Genomic DNA, 509 nt, shown 5'->3' on the forward strand with positions numbered 1-509 from the left:
TAACAAGCTGAAAATTCAGCGGCTAAATTTTTCAATTCTTCGACTGATAATCCAATGATTGCTTTACATAAACGATTATCTCGTAACAGCCGCTCTTTGTTGATCATTTCAAACCTTTATTCTCTAAGTTAAACCTCTTTTTATTCTCAATAGCGTGACAAAAAATGCAAGTCTCTATTCAGCAACTAGTTTGTAGTAGAAAAATAGAGATGGTTCATTATCAATATTCAGGTAATAAGCATGATGTTATTGCTGGCATAGGTTTGGTTAATTTGCTTTGGCATGATCTGACAAGTGTTGAATCAATTCCTATTGACTATCGTATTTATGATAAAGATTCTGATGGAAAAACAAAAAACACGCACTTTTCCGAAATGCTGGCTCTTGCTAAAAAAAGAGGGATCATGCCAGAAGCGGTAGTGATGGATGCCTGGTATTCTAGCCTAGATAATCTGAAATCAATTCGCTCTCATGGTTGGGTCTGGGTAACCACGCTGAGGAAAAACAGG

General features: G+C 36.3%; 1 pseudogene. It reads left to right on the top strand.

The features are described 5' to 3' along the window. Positions 1-164: 164 nt before the first annotated feature. Positions 165-509 (top strand): annotated as a pseudogene (locus CBG25_RS07950) (hypothetical protein); the annotation flags it as partial.

The sequence above is a fragment of the Arsenophonus sp. ENCA genome (genome assembly GCF_002287155.1).
Lineage (GTDB): Bacteria > Pseudomonadota > Gammaproteobacteria > Enterobacterales > Enterobacteriaceae > Arsenophonus > Arsenophonus nilaparvatae.